The organism is Bittarella sp. HCP28S3_D9, from assembly GCF_052065655.1.
GTDB classification, from domain to species: Bacteria; Bacillota; Clostridia; order Oscillospirales; family Ruminococcaceae; genus Bittarella; species Bittarella massiliensis.
In genome coordinates this window covers 1-15702 of record NZ_JBQHTP010000021.1, presented here as the reverse complement: position 1 = coordinate 15702, position 15702 = coordinate 1, and the positions used below count along the sequence as shown (strand labels likewise).

Here is a 15702-nt window from a genome sequence, read left to right as displayed (position 1 = left end):
AGGTGCTGCCGGGCCTGTCTGTGCGGGGAGAGCCCTTTTTGCAGCAAAGGGTCTCCGCCATGACGAGATGTAGGCAAGTCCGAGAAAAAGCGCCATTTGGCAGCGGCTGGGGCAAGTCTCGCCGGCCGCCCTTTTCGGGGCAGAGAGTATTTGCCGGCCGGAGAGAGGGGACCACCGCTGCTTTTTTGACCTGTTCCGGCCGTTTGATTGGCGGGGAGCGTCCACAGCGGCGGAGGAGAGATAGGCACAACCGCCGACAAAGCCGATGCCCTGATTCGGCCCTATGGGGGCTTGGCGCCGGCAGGCGACTCAGGGCACACTGAAAAAATTTTGCCTGCCCTGCGACTCGCAAACCGGCAAACTTGCCTTTCTGATCGTGCCCCCTCCCGACAGCAACTCCACTGCCGACAGTTCGCCCTGTTCGATGGTCCCGGCGAAAATGTTTTCGAGGCGCTCCCCCCAGCAGGAGCGGGGAGGAGGGCGCTGACAACAAAAAGAGCGCCGACCCTTTTAGGGGTCGACGCTCTTGACAGAGACAAGTGAAGTCCGGCTGCCTAATTAGTCGTTGGTGTAGGGCAGCAGGGCCAGGTGACGGGCGCGCTTGATGGCGGTCGTCAGGGCGCGCTGGTGGAACGCGCAGGTGCCGGTCACGCGGCGGGGGACGATCTTTCCCCGGTCGGACAGGTACCGTCTGAGCTTGCTGATGTCTTTGTAGTCGATGGTCTCGGCCTTGTCGGCGCAGAAAGCGCAGACCTTGCGGCGGCCGCGTTTGCCGCCGCGGAACCCGCCGCCTCTCCGGTCGCGGTTGTACTCCCGGGGCTCGCGGTTCTCGCGGGGGGCCGGAGCGGTGCTGGAAGCAGCGGCAGGGGCCGCTGCGGTGGTGGTTTTCTCTTCCACGGTCGTTTCCTCCTTGTGTTAGAATGGGAGATCGTCGTCGCTGGCGATCTCTTCAAAGTCACCGGTGCTGCCCGACGAAAAGCTCATAACGTCGCTCTGGGGGGGCTGCTGCGGCATGGAGAAGGTCGTCCCGCCGCTCTGAGAAGCGGAGGATTTGCTCTCGCAAAAATGCACGTTGTCGGCCACGATCTCAAAGGCAGTGCGGTTGTTGCCGTCGCGGTCCTGGTACTTGCGGGTCTGGATCGACCCGTTGACGGCGATCATATTTCCCTTTTTGAAGTAGCGGCAGACAAATTCGGCGGTGCTGCGCCAGGCCACAACGTTGATGAAATCGGTCTCGCGCTCCTGCCCTTGGCGGACAAAGGAGCGGGCCACCGCCACCGAAAAGCTGGTGACGGGCACGTTGTTGGGGGTGTGGCGAAGCTCCGGGTCGGCTGTCAATCTGCCCATGATGGCTGCGATGTTCAACATAAGCCGTTCCCCTTTCCGCTTACTGCTCTTTTTTGATGATCAGTGTGCGCAGGATGCCGCTGGTGATCTTGTAGACGCGGTCGAGTTCGGCGGGGAACTCGGGCTCGCAGCTGAAGTTGATCAGCACGTAGTAGCCCTCGTTCTCGTGGTCGATCTCGTAAGCCAGGCGGCGTTTGCCCCACTCGTCCACCGAGTCAACGGTACCGTTTTGAGCGATCAGGGTCTGGAATTTCTCGACGAGGGCTTTGATCCCCTCTTCCCCCTGTTTGGTGCTCAGCACGATCACGGTCTCGTAATTTACCTTTGCCATTTTGAATGCACCTCCTTTTGGACATTAGGTCCCCGCGAAGGGGACAAGGATGTTGCTAAGCGCAACAAAATAATTATACCAGAAAAAACCGCAAAGTCAACGCGGGCTCGGCAGATCGCGCAAAAAAAGCCGCGAAAAATCGGCGTTTCCACGGCTTTTGGGCGGGTTTTACAGCCGGCCGGCAAAGTCCTTGAGGTAGGCGCGGAAGTCCTCTCCGATCTCGGGGTGGTCGATCCCCACCTCGACGATGGCCTTTAGGACCCCCAGCTTATTGCCCATGTCGTAGCGGGTGCCCACATAGTCGACCCCCACCATCCCTTCCGAGAGGGCCAGTTCCCGCATGGCGTCGGTCAGCTGGATCTCGCCGCCGGCCCCGGGGGCGGTGTGCTCGAGGATGTCGAAGATGTCGGGGGTGAGGACGCAGCGCCCGAGGATCGAGAAGAGGGAGAGCACCTCCGCCTCGGTCTGGGGCTTCTCCACCATGTTGTCGATGGCGTAGAGGTTCCCCTCCAGCGGCTTCACCGCCAGGGAGGAGTACTTGGAGATGTCGGCCGCCGGCACCTCTTTGATGCCCACGCAGGCCTTGCCGTAGGTCTCATAGGCCCGCATCAACTGGCCGCAGACCGGGTCTTTGGAGACGATGACGTCGTCGCCGTAGAGGACGGCGAAGGGCTCGTCCCCCACAAAGTTTTTGGCCTGCAGGATGGCGTGGCCCAACCCCTTTTGCTCCTTCTGGCGCAGGTAGGTGATGTTGGCGATCTCGGCGATGGAGACCACCTGGTCGTAAAGGGCCTTCTTCCCGCCGTCGAGGAGTTTCTGCTCCAGCACGGGGGAGCGGTCGAAGTGGTCTTCCATCACCCCTTTGCCCCGGGAGGTGATGATGAGGATCTCCTCGATGCCGGCGGCGGCCGCCTCCTCTACAATGTACTGGATGGCGGGCTTGTCCACAATGGGGAGCATCTCTTTGGGCATGGCCTTGGTCGCGGGCAGCACCCGGGTGCCCAGGCCGGCGGCGGGGATGACGGCTTTGCGAATTTTTTGCATCGTCTTTAGCACTCCTATCGTCGGTATGGTTGGTGTGTGGTCGGTGAAATCAGAACCCGGCGGCGGTCAACAGGGTGCCGACCAGGCTTGAAATCATCAGCAGCAGGCCCACGGTGAGGACCGCCCAGCGGCAGACCCCGCCCTTTTTGTGGTAGAGGCGCAGCGTCTCGGTGCGGTCGAGCCCCATGGCCTGGATCCGCTTGATCTTTTTGACCACCGAGCGCCGGTAGATGGCGTTGGCGAAGAGGCCGAAGAAGATCTGCACGGCCATCATCAGCAGGCTGGTGACGGTGTAGGCCACGGCAAAGGGGCCGGTGAGGAGGGTGTTGATTTGGGATTCAGGGGTCAAAAAGAAGATGATGCCGGGGATGTTGAGAGTGATGTTGAGCAGGATGGAGAGCAGGGCCACCGGCCAGACCTTGCGAAAGAGCATGTAGAGGGGGGTGATGAAGAACCCCGACCAGGAGAAGGAGAGCTTGCGCCCCCGCATGTCCATGTTTTTGAACTGGTAGAGGTAGTAGCCCGAGCTGGGGCCGATGAATTCGGCCATGTCCTCCACCCGGATGCCGTCGATGGTGTCTTCGGGATCGACCCCGCCGTACTTGATGTTTTGCTGGTTCGCGGCCATCGGCCCAAACCCCGGCCCAGCGGCGTATTGCTGCTGCTGGCTCTCCAGCGGCTTGCCGCAGGAGATGCAGAAGAGGGCGCCCGGCGGGTTGGCGGCGTGGCAGTGGGGGCAGGGGCGGGAGAAGCCGTCCCCCTCCTGCCCGGGGGCCGCGCCCCCCTCGATCCCCGGCGCGGCGGCCGGGGCCTTTTTCTCCGGCTGCCAGGCAAAGTCCTCGCCGTGGCGCTCGGCGTTGGCGCAGTGGCCGAGCTGAAAGTAGCAGTCCCGGTGGTGGGGGGTGCCGCACTCCGGGCAGACGACGATCTGGTCGCCGTCTGCAAACGCCTTGTGACAAACCGGGCATAATTCGCCCTTGTATGAAGCCAAGAAAGGTTCACCTCCGTAAAAAAGGGGCGGACGGCGACCGTCCGCCCCTCGGCCGCTGCCGGGGTGTAAAGGCCCGCCGGCGCGGCGTCTTTTTGCCCCAAAAGGGCAAAAAGAGATTCTTCTATATTATATCGCACCGCCCCCAAAAATCCAATAGATTGTGTGAAAGAATTGAAAACAGAGGGAAAATGAGGGGGCGCGGCGGTTGAAAAGCCGGGCGGCGGGTGGTAGAATACCCAGAGGACAGCGGCCATTGCCGCGCCCGCTCCACACTTGTTTTTTCGGAAGGGGACACCAATGTTATTGCAGATAGAAGAGCTCAAACAGCGCTTGGAGGGGCTGGAAACCCCTCTGAAAGAACTGGGGGTCTCCCTGGACTTGGAGGGGAAGGCCGCCGAGCTGGCCCGGCTGGAGAGCCAGTCCGCCGACCCCGCCTTCTGGGAGGACATGAAGGCCTCCCAAAAGATCCTCAAGCAAATCAGCGACATCAAGGACGTGCTGGCCCGCTATCAAAAGCTGCAGGGCGCCTATGAGGACGCCGCCACCCTCATCGAGATCGCCCTGGAAGAGGGCGACGAGTCGATGACCGAGGAGATCTCCGCCGCCGTCGCCCAGGTGGAGGAGGAGCTGCAGAGCCAGCGGCTGTCCACCCTCCTCTCGGGCGAGTTTGACGGCAACAACGCCATCCTCACCTTTCACGCCGGGGCCGGCGGCACCGAGGCGCAGGACTGGGCCGAGATGCTCTACCGGATGTACGGCCGCTACGCCCAGCGCCACGGCTTCAAGGTCAAGGTGCTGGACTACCTGGACGGGGAGGAGGCCGGCCTCAAATCCGCCTCCATCCTCATCGAGGGGCAGAACGCCTACGGCTATTTGAAGGGGGAGAACGGGGTGCACCGGCTGGTGCGGGTCTCGCCCTTTGACTCCTCCGGCCGCCGCCACACCTCCTTTGCCTCGCTGGAGGTGGTGCCCGAGATCGCCGACGACCTGGACGTGCAGATCCGGGACGAGGACCTGCGGGTGGACACCTACCGCTCCAGCGGTGCGGGCGGCCAGCACGTCAACAAGACCGAGTCGGCCATCCGCATCACCCACCTGCCCACCGGCATCGTGGTGGCCTGCCAGAACGAGCGCAGCCAGCACCAGAACCGGGAGGTGGCCATGAAGATGCTCCTCTCCAAGCTGATGAAAATCAAGGAGCAGGAGAATTTCGAGCGCATCGAGGACATCAAGGGCGACCAGAAGGAGATCGGCTGGGGCTCCCAGATCCGCTCCTACGTCTTCATGCCCTACACCATGGTCAAGGACCACCGCACCGGCTTTGAGGTGGGCAACGTGGGCGCGGTGATGGACGGCGACCTGGACGGGTTCATCAACGCCTATCTCACCGCCGCCAGCCTGGGCAAACTGGCCAAATAGCGCGTTTTAAAAAGAGAGGGCCGCACCCTGACGTGCGGCCCTCTCTCTTTTGCGCCCTTGCGGGGCGAGGCGGGGTCAGAGGCAGGCGATCTGCCCGAGCAGCCAGCGCTGCAGGTCGCCGGCCACCAAGTCGGTGAAGGGCTCGCCGGTGAGCTCGTTGTTGGAGATGACGCGCACCCCGATGCAGGGGACCCCGAAGCGGCGGCAGCACTCGTAGGTGCCCACGCTCTCCATCTCCTCGCAGAGTTCGCCCTTTTTCTCCTGCATCCAGCGGATGCGGTCGATCTCCCGGCTGAAGAGGTCACCGCTCCCCAGCACCCCTGCCACCGCGCGGCCGTGCGGCCAGGGGACCTGGGCGAAGTGGCGCAGCAGCGCCTCGTCCGAGGGGATGGGCACCGAGCGGGGGTCGAAGACCCAGTCGAAGGGGGCGCAGCCCTCGCCCGCGGCCCGGGCGGGGCTCTGCATCCCGTGCAGGGCTACGGTGGCGGTGCCCACCACCAAATCGCCCACCGCCAGCTCCTCCACGTGGGCCCCGGCCAGCCCCTGGTTGATGACGGCCCGGGGGGCGTAGGCGCCAATGCCCACGGCGGTGGACAGGGCGGCGTTGAGGGTGCCGATCTGGGTCTCGCTCACCACCAGGGGGTGGCTCTCCACCGTCCCGGTGGAGAAGGAGAACCCGTGCAGGGTCTGGTCCTCCCGCCCCTCCAGGGCCTCGCGCAGGGCCGCTACCTCCACCGGCATGGCCCCCTGGATCAAAATGGGTTGCTGCTGCATCTCGTCTGCCTCCTTTTTTGCATTCCTGATTTTCCCCTCCCGCAAAGCGAAAGGAAAAATAGTATACGGCGGCGGCCGTCCGGCTGTCAAGGGCGGCGGGAAACATTGTGCAATCCGGCAAAAAGAGGGGGTGGATTTTGTCGAAAAGGCGGGCTTTATTTGATAAAAGGGGCGCAAACCGTGTCGATTTTCGCCCGGCGGTGATATAATAAAAAGCACAGGTAAACGAAAAGGCGAAGGGGGGCATTTTTCGCCCCTTTGCGCATTGCGGCGCTTTCTCTCTCCTTTGCGCACCGCGGCGCCCGGTGATAGAGAACGCGTGCGGACAGGAAAAGCAGAGGGGACGTTTTCCTCCCCTTCGCATACTGTGGCGCTCGGAGATAGAGAGCGTGCACGGGCAGAAAAAATAGAGGAAGTGCTTTCTCTCCTCTTCGCGCACCGTGGCGTTTGGGGATAGAAAATGCGCGCGGATAGAAAAGATAGAGGAGGCGCTTTCTCCCCCCTTTCGCGCACTGCGGTGCTCGGGGATGAAAAGAGCGCCGTGCCATGGCGGACAGCGACCTCTGCGGGGGAGGGGCGGCCCCCCTTTCGGGCGGGCAGCGGCAGGGGTGGAGAAAGCCGCCTTACAGGTTGCCGGGGGAGGGCCTCCTCCACAGAGGTCTTTTAGAGGAGTGGCCAGGGGCCCACTGGCCGCGTTGGATTTTTGCGGGATGGGTCTCCCTCCCCCTTGCTCCCCTCTGCGAGGGGGCAAAAGAGAGCGGCCCTGCCCGGTGAAAAGAGAGGAGCACATCTCATGGAAAAGATCACCTGCCGCTACCCCCTGACACGGGAACTGCTCTGCCGGGCCTCCGACGTCCGCTACCGGGCGCGGGGAAGGTGGGTGCGGCTGGCCTGCGCCGCGGTGGGGGGATTGGCGGGACTCTATCTGGCCCTCAGCGCCGCTGGATCCTTTCGCACCTACTTCTGGCAGCCCCCGCTGGCGACGGCCCTCCTGATTGGCGGGCTGACGGCGGCCCTCTGGGGCAACCGGCTCTTTCTCTGGCAGGGGATGCGGGGGCTGCGCCGCCCCTGCCGCCGGGGGGCGGAGGCGACCCTCACCCTTTCCCCCCAGGGGCTGGTGTGGAGCGCCCCCGGCCTGCAGGTGGAGGTGGGCCCGGGCGGGTGGCAGGTGCTGGAGACAGGGGAGCTGCTGGCCTTTTTGGTCGGCCGCCGCTGTATCCCCCTCCCCAGAGACGCCCTGCCCGCCCCACCGGAAGAGGTGTTGACCCGGCTGCGGCAGTGGAGCGGCGGCCGGTGGCGCAGATGCCCAGCCGCCCCCTGTCCCGCCCTTTGGCGGCAGTGGGAGGAGGGGTGGAGCCGCCGCTTTCCCGCGGGGGAGACGCCGCCCTGGCGGGCTGCCCAGTTGCGTCCCTACGGCCGAGTGTTTCTCTGGGCTGCGCTGGTGCTGGGCGGGGGGCAGCTCTGCTACTATGCCGCCGTAGTGGGGGAGCGGGGGTGCCGCTATCTCTGGTCCTGGCTGGCCCCCCTCCTCAACGGGTTGACCTTGTTGGCGGCTCTGGGGGCCGCTCTCTGCCTGGCGCGGCGCAGCCGCCTCGGCCGGGCGCTGCTGGCCGCCTTTTTTGGGGCCCTGTTGGGGGTCAACGCGGTCTGTGCGGCGGCCGACGCCCTCACCACCCACCGGCTCATCGCCCCTTCGCCCGACTTTCGACAGGTGGCGGTCCTGCGGAGAAACACCGCCTCGGGGCGGATGATTTTTTACCGCTCGGTGGGGGGCGTTTTCATCCGCCCGGAAACCAGTTTGCAGGGCTGGCTGGAGGGGGGAGAAGTCAAGCTTCGGTGGCTGCGGGACGACGTCTGCGCGGTCAGCTACCGGGGGGAGGACCGCCAGCCCCACGCGGCCGTCTTCCTCTTTGGAGGGCGGGAGGGTCGCCCCCTCCTGGAGCGGCTGGAGGGCCGCTGGCAGAGCGATTCGGGCAAGTTTCACCTCACCTACGAGAGGGGGGTCTTTCAGCTTCGCCGGGGCGGAGGGGTCGAGACCTATTCCATCGCCAGCTGCAAAAAGATCGACCGGACGGCGGTGGCCCTTTTTGACGACAAGGGAGTTCCCCACTGGATCGTTCTCCCCCAAACCCCCGCCGACACGGGAGAGGGCCGGGCGGATGCCCTTCTCCTCTACCAGGTGGCCCTGGACGAGACGGAGCCGGTGACCCTGTTGCCTCGGCCCTAGGGTTGCGCCCCCGCCCCCTCCTGTGGTAGGATGGAGACGCCGACAGGGAGAAGGGGGGATTTGGTTGTGACAGCGCCGCAGTACGAGCGGGTCCGCCGCTGGTTTTTGGCCCGGCCCGGCCGTCTGGCCGCCCTCAAAGCGGCCAACCGCTGGTTGCCCCGGCTGGTCTACTGCGCCTACCCCCTGGGCCTTTTGGCCCTGGCTTGGCGGCGGGATGCCCGCTTTTGGAAGGTGCTCTGGGTGCCGGCGGCCGGCTTTTTGCTGGTGAGTGTCTTTCGGCGGCTCCACAACGCCCCCCGCCCCTACGAGGCCCTGCCCATCGCCCCCCTCATCGGGCGGGAGAAGGCGGGCCGCTCCTTCCCCAGCCGGCATGTGGCCTCGGCCTTTTTGATTGGCTGCGCCTTCTGGTACCTCTCCCCCTGGCTGGGGCTGCCGGTCTTTCTCGCCGGGGCGGGGATGGCGGTGGTCCGCCCCCTGGCGGGGGTCCACTTCCCGCGGGACACCGCCGCCGGGGCGGCCTTCGGGCTCCTCTTTGGCTTTGCCTGTCTCTACGGCCTGCCGCTTTAGGCGGGCCTTTTTTGTTTGCCGCAGAAAAGAGAGGGCCGACCCCACAGGGGCCGGCCCTCTCTTTCGCGGGGCAGGGGGAAAGCGTTCGGGCAGGGGCGGTGTAAAGGAGGGCAGAGAAGAAAGTCAGGCCGCCTTCTGCGCCCCGCCCTTGGCGGTTTTGACGTAGCTGTCCACCTGCTGCTGCAGGATGTCCAGGCTGGCGGGCCCGGTCTCCAGCAGCACCCGGTTGAATTCCACCGGGGAGAAGCGCTCCCCCAGCTGTTCTTCCGCGCCGTCATACAGGTCCTGGTAGGCCATGCCAGTCAGGTAGTACTGCAGGTAGTTGGTGGGGGTCTCCAGGTTGAGGTAGAACTGGGAGCGGAGGACCTCGTCGTCCATCTCGTCGCCGAAATAGGTCTTTAAAAAGGCGGCAAACTGGTCGTAATTCCACCCGTCGTAGTGCAGCCCGATGTCCGCCAGGGCGATGACGCACTGGGTGTAGCGGTCGTTGTAGGAATAGAGCTCGGCCAGCTCCCGGTCCTCGGTGGCGTATTTGTAGCTGCTGTTTTCCACATAGGTGGCCCACCCCTCGGAGTAGCCGTTGTAGTCGATCATATAGCGGATGGTGGGCAGCTGCAGGTTTTGAAAATAGGTGTTTTGGTACATGTGGCCGGGGTAGCCCTCGTGGGCGATGGTGGAGAAGAGGTCGGTGCTGTATTCGCCGTTGATGTAGATCATCTGGGGGCTGCCCAGGGGCTTGTCGATCCGACTTTTCAGGTAGGCGGCAGGGGAGAAGTTGTCCTTCATCGACTCGTCCACCGGGCGGATCTGGTAGGTGAGGTTTTCGGTGGCGGGAAAGTCCTGCAACATGGCCTCCCCCAGGTAGTCCAGCGTCTCCTCCACCGACGAGAAGCGGGAGTAGGCGGGGGTGGCCCCCTCCATCAGCTCCCGGTAGATGGCGGGGTCGCTCTTTTGCAATTCCTGCATCCGCTTGCCCATGTCGGTGGCGGCCTGGGCCATGTGGGTGTGCAGGAAGGTCTTGACTTCATCCATCTCCCAGTCGATGCCGGTGGTCTTTTGCAGCAGCGCCAGGTAGTAGTCCTTGCCGCCGGGCTGGTGGGCGAGGCCCAGCTCCTCCTCGGGGGCGTCGATCTGCGAGAGCTCCCCCGCCAGCTGGCGGTAGGCGGCCATCAGCTCCCCCTCCAGCAGCCGGCGGCTGGTGGCCTTGGCCTCGGCCTTCTCCCCCTCGCTCAAAAAGGCGCAGCCGTCGATCTTCTCGTCCATGATGGGCACCAGGTAGGGGGTCTCCTGGGCGGCGAAGGTCTCGCACTGCTCGATGACCTTGTCGAGGATGCTCTGGCACATGCCGCAGCCGTTTTCCTGGCGCGCCCGCTCGTTCTCGGCGTAGAGGTGGAAGGTCTCCCCGCAGGTGCGCAGGATGTTAAAGTAGCTGTCCAGGTCGTTTTGCCGCTCGAAGTAGAAGTTTTCCAGCAGCATGGGCAGCTGGGCCTGAAAGCCGAGGAAGCTGCCCAGGTAGTTGTTGTCCAGATAATAGTCGTCCAGGGTGAGGAGATTGCGCTGAAAGGAGTCCTTGAGGATCTGCAGCGTCAGCCGGGAGGAGGGGTCCAGCGACTGCTCGTCAAAGCCCTGCAGGGTCTTTAGGATCTCCTGGCAGGTGGCCTTGCTCTCCCGGTAGTCCTCGGCGTCGGCGTAGGGCAGCTGCAGCAGTTCCAGGGAGAAGCCGTGGGCCTCCGGGTCCTGAAACAGGTAGTTGACATCGAGGGAATCGCTGTCCAAGATGGCGGTGGGCAGGGTGGAGAGGTACTGGTCAAACCGGGCCTGCTCCCCCTTTTTGACGCAGCCGGAAAGGGAGAGGGCCAGGCCCAGGGCCAGTACCCCCGCCACAGCTCTGCGGGCCAGATGGCGACTTGTTTTTCTCACGGCAAAGAACTCCTTTTCACAGTGACTTGGCAGGGCGGCGACCCCCGAGGGGGGGCGTCCTGCCCTTCAGTATACCACATCCCCCGCCCGGTGAGACCAAATTGCAGGAAAAGGTTGGAAATCTTCCCTTTTTGCGGCCAATGACCCGCCGCTTGTATTGTAAGTACCCATTCGGATATGTTACAATAATGACAAATTCCCTTTCTCCGCTAGGGAAGAAACGAGGGAACCGGCCGCCATGGGAAAACGCGCAATGCGGGCGCTGTACGCGCTGGAGCAAAATCGGGTGCTCTCCTCTATCAAAAAGGGGTTTATCACCCTTGTCCCCCTGCTGATGGTGGGGGCTTTTGCGCTGCTCCTGCGCAGTTTTCCCCTGCCCGCGTTTCAGGAGGCCCTGCCCACCCTCTGGGGCGGCGCGCTGGACCGGTTCCTCGCCTGCGTGGGGGAGAGCACCTTCGGTCTGCTCTCCATCTTCGTGGCGGGGGCGGTGGGCTTTCACTACGCCGGCGCCTGCCGGGAGGGGGACCTGTTCACCCAGGTGACGGCCATGGCCCTCTCGGTGGCCTGCTTTGTGGCCACCTTCGGCCAGTCCGCCCCGGCGGAGCGGCTGGCGGGCTTTGGCTCCACCGGGGTGTTCACCGCCCTGCTGTGCGCGGTGGCGGGCACCAGGCTCTTTGTATTTTTGGGCGAGCACGCCCCCCGGCGCTTTCGCTTCTCCACCGCCGGGGCGGACGAGGGCTTTCGCGCCGCCATGGGGGGGATCGCCCCCGCCCTGCTCTGCGTGGCCGTCTTTGCCGCGGGCAACCTGGCGCTGGACTGGCTGGCCGGGGTGGCCAGCCTCAACGAGCTCATCACCGCTGGGGCCAGCGCCCTCTTCTCCCGCGCGGGCAACGACCTGTCCGGCGGCATCCTCTTCACCGCCCTGCAGGGCACCCTCTGGATGTTCGGCATCCACGGCGGCAACGCCCTCGACCAGGTGGCGACCCGGCTCTTTGTCCCCGCCAACGCCGACCCCACCGCCGTCGTCTGCAAGTCCTTCCTCGACAACTTCGCCCTCATCGGCGGCTGCGGCGCCACCATCTGCCTGCTGCTGGCGCTGCTGCTCTTCTCCCGCTCCAAGGACGACCGCCGCCTGGCCGGGGCCTCGCTGCCCTTCGGCCTCTTCGGCATCAACGAGATCTTGGTCTACGGCCTGCCGGTCATCTTGAACCCCATCTACCTCATCCCCTTTATCCTGGTGCCCATCTGCTCGCTGTGCATCGCCTATTTCGCCACCTGGGTGGGCTTTCTGCCGGTGGTGACCAAGACCGTCGCCTGGACCACCCCGGTCCTCTTCAGCGGCTACATCGCGGTGGACTCCTGGCGGGGGGCGGCGGTGCAGCTGGTGATCGTGGCGGTGGGCACCGCCATCTACGCCCCCTTTGTCAAGCTCTCCGACCGGGTGCGCTCCGGCCGCGAGCAGGAGATGCTGCGCGCCCTCACTGACGCCTTTCAGGCGGGGGAGCGGGCGGGGGAGCGGCCCCGCTTCCTCGACCGGGGCGGGCAGCTGGGGGCGGCGGCCAAACAGCTGGCCTCCCGCCTGCGGGCGGACCTGCAGTCCGGCGCGGTCCCCTTTTGGTACCAGCCCCAGGTGGACGCCGACGGCCACGCCTTCGGCGCCGAGAGCCTGCTGCGCTGGCGCTTTGGCGGGCAGCTGGTCTACCCGCCCCTGGCCATCTCCCTGGCGCAGGAGGAGGGGGTCTACGGCCAGCTCACCGAGTTGGCGCTGCAGCGGGCCTGCCGCGCCGCCGGGGCCTTTCGGGCGGCGCTGGGGCGGCCCTTCTCGGTCTCGGTCAACCTGACGGCCACCCAGCTGGACGACCCGGCCCTGGTCGAGCAGATCATCGCCATGGCCCAGGGCGCGGGGGTGCGGCCCGGCGGCCTGGGGCTGGAGGTCACCGAGGAGACCACCCTCATCGACCGCGAGCACGTGTCGGAAAACATCGGCCGCCTCTGGGCGGCGGGGATCCCCGTCTCGGTGGACGACTTCAGCATGGGGCACACCTCCCTGCGCTATCTGCAGGAAAACCCCTTCCGCTACGTCAAACTGGACGGCTCCCTGGTGCGCCAGGTGACCGAGAACGCCCGCAGCCGGGAGATCGTCTCCTCCCTGGTGTCTTTGGGGACGGGGCTCTCCTTCGACACGGTGGCCGAACAGGTGGAGACCGCGCAGGTGCGCGACGCCCTCATCGCCCTGGGGTGCACCCGGTTTCAGGGCTACCTCTACAGCCCGGCGGTCCCCCTGGAGGAGTGCCTCGCCTTCTGCCGGGAGGAACCCTGGCGCTAGGTCTTGCAGACCGCTCTGCTCAGGAGTATAATATCAGCGAAAAGAGACAAAGGCGTCTCGGAGAAAGCCCTCTCCGAGACGCCTTTTTTCTCGCTGTTTGGCATCTGCCAGCTGCCCCCGGGGCAGACTGGCAGAGAGGGGAGTGAGGGATCTTGAGAGACGGATTTTTAAAGGTGGCGGTGGGCAGCCCCGACCTGCGGGTGGCCGACTGCGCCTACAACGCCGCGGCCAGTGTCCAGCTTCTGCGGGAGGCGGCGGCCCAGGGGGCCAAACTGCTGGTGCTGCCCGAACTGGGACTCACCGGCTACAGCTGTGGCGACCTCTTTTTGCAGCCGACCCTGCTCCAGGGGGCCGAGGCCGCCCTGGGGCGTCTGCTGTGGGCGAGCGGGGAGATGGGCGACCTGGTGGCGGTGGTGGGGCTGCCGGTGCGGGCGGGGGGCAAGCTCTACAACTGCGCCGCCGTCTTGCAGGGGGGGCGGCTGCTGGGGGTGGTGCCCAAGCGAAACCTCCCCAACTACGGCGAGTTTTACGAGGGGCGCCAGTTCACCCCCGGCCCGTTTGGCGGGGAGGACCTCTCCCTCTGTGGGCAGCGGGTCCCCTTTGGGGCCGACCTGCTCTTTTGCTGCCGGGAGCTGCCCGACTGGGTGCTGGGGGTGGAGATCTGTGAGGACCTGTGGGTCCCCCTCCCGCCCTCGGTGGGACTGGCCCTGGCCGGGGCCACCGTCCTCGCCAACCTCTCGGCCAGCAATGAGGTGGCGGGGAAGGCCGCCTACCGCCGCCGGCTGGTGGTCGGGCAGTCTGCCCGCCTGCTGGCGGGCTACCTCTACGCCTCGGCCGGGGCGGGGGAGTCCACCGCCGATTTGGTCTTTGCCGGGCACAACCTCATCGCCGAAAACGGCGTTCTCTTGGCCGAGAGCCCGATGCTCCAGGGCGGGCTTACCTGCGGCGAGCTGGATCTGCAGCGCCTGGCCTTTGCGCGCAGCCGGAGGGACGCCTTCCCCGCGCCGGAGAGGGGATACCGGCGGATCCCCTTTTCTGTTCAGATAGAGGAGACCGCCCTCACCCGCCCGGTGGAGCGGGAGCCCTTTGTCCCCGCCCCCGGGCCGGGGCGGGAGGAGCGGTGCGGGGAGATCCTCGCCCTGCAGGTGGCGGGGCTGGCGGGGCGGTTGCGCCACACCAGCTACCGCCCGGTGCTGGGGGTCTCGGGGGGACTGGACTCCGCCCTGGCCCTGCTGGTCTGCGCCGGGACAGCCGACGCCCTGGGCCGCCCCCGCGCAGACGTCCTGGCGGTGGGCATGCCCGGCTTTGGCACCACCCCCCGCACCCGGGAAAACGCCCGCAAACTGGCCCTCTCTCTGGGGGCCTCCTTTCGGGAGATCTCCATCTCCCGGGCGGTGGAGGGGCACCTGGCCGACATCGGCCACCCCCAAGGGCGCACCGATACCACCTACGAAAACGCCCAGGCGAGGGAGCGCACCCAGGTGCTGATGGACCTGGCCAACGCCGAGGGCGGCTTGGTGGTGGGCACCGGCGACCTGTCGGAACTGGCCCTGGGCTGGGCCACCTACGGCGGCGACCAGCTCTCGATGTACGCCGTCAACGCCTCGGTGCCCAAGACCCTGGTGCGCCACCTCGTCGCCTTTGCCGCCGACCGAGCGGGAGGGGAGTGCGCCGCCGCCCTGCGGGATATACTGGCCACCCCGGTCAGCCCCGAACTGCTCCCCGCAGGGGCCGGGGGCGAGATCGCCCAGCGCACCGAGTCGCTGGTGGGCCCCTACCGGCTGCACGACTTCTTTCTCTACCATGCCCTCCGCTGTGGCGAGCCGCCCCGCAAGGTCTACCGGCTGGCCTGTATCGCCTTTGCCGGGGCCTTTTCGGCAGAAGAGATCCTGCATTGGCTGCGCCTGTTCTACCGCCGCTTTTTCGCCCAGCAGTTCAAGCGCTCGGCCCTTCCCGACGGGCCCAAGGTGGGCGCGCTTTCCCTCTCCCCCCGGGGGGACTGGCGGATGCCCAGCGATTCCAGCGCCGCCCTCTGGCTGGAGCAGCTGGAGGGGTTGGAGGGCCGGGACTGAGCCCAGGTAAGGCGATTGCGTTTTTGCCCCCGCCCTGGTACAATGGAGAAAAGCCAGCCAAGGAGGACTGCCAGATGGTCAGTGAAGTGCCAATCGTTTGGAAAGACCGCAAGCGCATTTTGGGGATGCCCATCACCTTTACCCGCTACTCCATGTCCGAGGACCGCCTCTTTTTGGAGACCGGCCTCCTCAACACCCGGCAGGAGGAGGTGCTCCTCTACCGGGTGCGGGACATCAGTTTAAAGATCACCCTGGGACAGCGCATCTTCGGGGTGGGCTCGGTGCTGGTCCAGTCCTCGGACAAGACCATGCCGGTGCTGGAACTGAAAAACATCCGCCGCCCCCGCGAGGTCAAGGAGACCCTCCACCAGCAGGTGGAGAAGATGAAGCTCTCCCGCAAGATCCGGGTGGGCGAGCTGCTGGACGACGGCGGCCACGCCTGCGACGACGACTTTCACGACGGCGAGCAGATAGACGGGGAGGACTGGGAGGACGAGCGCCTCTAGCCCTGTTCCCCTGTCAAAACCGCGGGGCCCATCTCGCGGCACCGCCCCCTCCAACCAGAGGGGAGAGAAGCCCCTGGCGCGCCGGGGGCTTTTTTGCCGCCCTTTTGCGCCGCGCCCCTGCCCCAGGGCTGCGCCCCGCCGCCCCACAGCCAAAAGCGGCCCCCGGGGGCGCGGGCTC

13 protein-coding genes are annotated in these 15702 nt (G+C 65.8%); 6 read left to right on the top strand and 7 right to left on the bottom strand.

The genetic code is table 11. The features are described 5' to 3' along the window. Window positions 1–558: 558 nt before the first annotated feature. The 5 genes from rpsR to ACTNAU_RS10685 all read right to left on the bottom strand — a co-directional run bounded on the left by rpsR (window position 559) and on the right by ACTNAU_RS10685 (window position 3713). Window positions 559–897 (bottom strand): 30S ribosomal protein S18, encoded by a 339-nt coding sequence (gene rpsR / locus ACTNAU_RS10705; RefSeq protein WP_021660838.1) that lies wholly within the window; start codon window positions 895–897, stop codon window positions 559–561. An 18-nt stretch (window positions 898–915) separates the two neighbouring features. Further along, window positions 916–1368, bottom strand: coding sequence for a single-stranded DNA-binding protein (locus ACTNAU_RS10700; RefSeq protein ID WP_021660837.1), 453 nt, complete (start codon window positions 1366–1368; stop codon window positions 916–918). A 19-nt stretch (window positions 1369–1387) separates the two neighbouring features. Beyond that, window positions 1388–1678 (bottom strand): 30S ribosomal protein S6, encoded by a 291-nt coding sequence (gene rpsF, locus ACTNAU_RS10695; RefSeq protein ID WP_021660836.1) that lies wholly within the window; start codon window positions 1676–1678, stop codon window positions 1388–1390. Window positions 1679–1846: 168 nt separating this feature from the next. Next, complete coding sequence (galU, locus tag ACTNAU_RS10690) at window positions 1847–2722, bottom strand: UTP--glucose-1-phosphate uridylyltransferase GalU (protein WP_216401483.1); 876 nt, start codon at window positions 2720–2722, stop codon at window positions 1847–1849. Between the two features lie 49 nt (window positions 2723–2771). Further along, window positions 2772–3713 (bottom strand): RING finger protein, encoded by a 942-nt coding sequence (locus tag ACTNAU_RS10685; protein WP_021660834.1) that lies wholly within the window; start codon window positions 3711–3713, stop codon window positions 2772–2774. Between the two features lie 297 nt (window positions 3714–4010). Between ACTNAU_RS10685 and prfB the strand changes: the two genes are divergently transcribed. Beyond that, window positions 4011–5132 carry a peptide chain release factor 2 gene (gene prfB, locus ACTNAU_RS10680; RefSeq protein ID WP_185914697.1) on the top strand — a complete coding sequence of 374 codons (1122 nt, stop codon included), beginning with the start codon at window positions 4011–4013 and terminating at the stop codon, window positions 5130–5132. A 75-nt stretch (window positions 5133–5207) separates the two neighbouring features. On the opposite strand, the gene ACTNAU_RS10675 is transcribed toward prfB, so the two are convergent. Next, window positions 5208–5906 carry a 5'-methylthioadenosine/S-adenosylhomocysteine nucleosidase gene (locus ACTNAU_RS10675; RefSeq protein ID WP_441098411.1) on the bottom strand — a complete coding sequence of 233 codons (699 nt, stop codon included), beginning with the start codon at window positions 5904–5906 and terminating at the stop codon, window positions 5208–5210. Window positions 5907–6699: 793 nt separating this feature from the next. Between ACTNAU_RS10675 and ACTNAU_RS10670 the strand changes: the two genes are divergently transcribed. Both ACTNAU_RS10670 and ACTNAU_RS10665 read left to right on the top strand, forming a co-directional pair. Further along, window positions 6700–8133, top strand: coding sequence for a hypothetical protein (locus ACTNAU_RS10670; protein ID WP_441098410.1), 1434 nt, complete (start codon window positions 6700–6702; stop codon window positions 8131–8133). A 66-nt stretch (window positions 8134–8199) separates the two neighbouring features. After that, window positions 8200–8700, top strand: coding sequence for a phosphatase PAP2 family protein (locus ACTNAU_RS10665; RefSeq protein WP_441098409.1), 501 nt, complete (start codon window positions 8200–8202; stop codon window positions 8698–8700). A 123-nt stretch (window positions 8701–8823) separates the two neighbouring features. On the opposite strand, the gene ACTNAU_RS10660 is transcribed toward ACTNAU_RS10665, so the two are convergent. Further along, window positions 8824–10620, bottom strand: a complete 1797-nt coding sequence (locus ACTNAU_RS10660) for a DUF885 domain-containing protein (protein ID WP_441098408.1) — start codon at window positions 10618–10620, stop codon at window positions 8824–8826. Between the two features lie 238 nt (window positions 10621–10858). Here ACTNAU_RS10660 and ACTNAU_RS10655 point away from each other — a divergent pair, with 238 nt between their 5' ends. The 3 genes from ACTNAU_RS10655 to ACTNAU_RS10645 all read left to right on the top strand — a co-directional run bounded on the left by ACTNAU_RS10655 (window position 10859) and on the right by ACTNAU_RS10645 (window position 15524). Further along, entirely contained in the window at window positions 10859–12946 is a 2088-nt protein-coding gene (locus tag ACTNAU_RS10655; RefSeq protein ID WP_441098407.1) for a PTS sugar transporter subunit IIC/EAL domain-containing protein, read from the top strand. 152 nt (window positions 12947–13098) lie between these two features. Then, a complete protein-coding gene (locus ACTNAU_RS10650; RefSeq protein WP_441098406.1) occupies window positions 13099–15018 on the top strand; it encodes an NAD(+) synthase in 1920 nt (639 codons plus the stop codon). A gap of 74 nt (window positions 15019–15092) precedes the next feature. Beyond that, window positions 15093–15524 carry a PH domain-containing protein gene (locus ACTNAU_RS10645; protein WP_441098405.1) on the top strand — a complete coding sequence of 144 codons (432 nt, stop codon included), beginning with the start codon at window positions 15093–15095 and terminating at the stop codon, window positions 15522–15524. The last annotated feature ends 178 nt before the right edge of the window (window positions 15525–15702 follow it).